Annotated in this window: 1 protein-coding gene; it reads right to left on the bottom strand. The window is 38.7% G+C overall.

The annotated features are described in order from the left end of the window. Positions 1-17: 17 nt before the first annotated feature. Entirely contained in the window at positions 18-1,358 is a 1,341-nt protein-coding gene (locus ACM5QX_RS29480) for a transposase (RefSeq protein ID WP_414756747.1), read from the bottom strand. Between the last annotated feature and the right edge of the window lie 96 nt (positions 1,359-1,454).

Genomic DNA, 1,454 nt, shown 5'->3' with positions numbered 1-1,454 from the left:
TCAATACCTTAGCCAAATTACGAGGGTTCAACGCCTGTAGAAACGGTATGAATACGTCCCAGAGAAGTAAGCTTGGCAAAAATTTGCGCTAATAAAATAGGCTCAGGCTTTTGAGGAAGTATTTTTAGCATTTCACGGACATATCGAAAACCACGGTAATAAGCTTTGAGGTCAATAATGCCAGAACCAGGATTATGTTTACGGAAATCAGCCAGAAGATGATGGGATAAATTAACCATGAAGAAGGCAAGATTAGCCGCATTAGTCACAGCAGTTTGGCTCAAATTCATAAAATCCTCTAAACCCCAAAACTGCTTGGCATCACGAAAATTAAACTCGATTTGAAAACGTAGTTGGTAGTAGTCAATAATCTTATCAGCCTTCAAATCTAGGTCACTGGAAAATAAAATTACATGGCTACGAGCCTGAGTTTTAAGATGAGTTTTGACCAAAATAACTACATTTAAAGCCTGGGCAAACTCTTTGTGAAGAAGAGTCGCTTGATAAATATCAGTTTGAATTTCATCCTCAATATCAGTTTTGCACAAATATTTGTTAGATAAATTACGATAGTCTAGTTTGTCACCGTATTTACGACGAGAGCGTTTGCTGGAGTCAGGATTTTCATAAGGGATATATAATGCTGAATCATGGCGTAACTTGGAAATTATATGCAAGTTAACTTGTCGTGCCATCTGCAAAGCATTGTTGTTACCAAAATGACCATCTACTACAAAGTACGTCAAGGGGATAAAGTTAGCTACTAGCTCGAATAGTGAATTAACCATCTTTTTAATTAGCAATAATTCAGATGTCAATATCACTTCGGTTTTGTTTTTATTTTTACTGCCTTTTGGTCGTCCCCTTCCAGGCTTTTTTTGGGTTTTTACTTGTTTGATTAGTTCCGTATTATTTATCTGAGTATCGCTTTTGATTACCTGTTCTATTTTAATTGGAAATGACTGTCTTCCTGACACACTTACTAATGACAGCACAAAGAAAGATAAACCATTAATTGGTTTACTTGCCAGGCTAGAAAAAAATCTATCCACCCCGTAAGTCTGCTTACCCGACTTACTGACTACAACTTCATCTCCTGCCAGCAAGTACACATCATTTTCTTGCCACAAATGTTTACGAAAAAACAGCCAAAACAATGTTGCCCAAGGTATGACTGTTGAAAAAAATCTCCCCATTGTCCGATAGCTACCGTGTTCCCCTGTCCAACGGGCAATTCCCCTCATCGTGACTCGACCACTCATCGCTAACATTGCCAAGATGATTTGGTTTAATTGCCGCATCGTTGTCGCATTTATCTGCGGTAGCAAGCATTGTAACAATGATAAGATGTCGGGCATGGGCGGCCAGTAGTTTTTGAGTTGTCGTTGTGAGAGACAATAACTCTACTACGAAACGCCCTACCTCTTCATGCTCTTATTTTGGCAACGGTATTG

This window comes from Anabaena sp. CCY 9910, from assembly GCF_963920875.1.
In the GTDB taxonomy this organism is placed as follows: domain Bacteria; phylum Cyanobacteriota; class Cyanobacteriia; order Cyanobacteriales; family Nostocaceae; genus Trichormus; species Trichormus variabilis.
Note: the sequence above shows the minus strand (reverse complement) of the source record. Positions and strands in the feature narration are given on the sequence as shown.

Excerpts from the sequence above, each read along its gene's own strand:
- ACM5QX_RS29480 (WP_414756747.1), bottom strand. The coding sequence starts at position 1,358 with ATGCCCGACATCTTATCATTGTTACAATGCTTGCTACCGCAGATAAAT.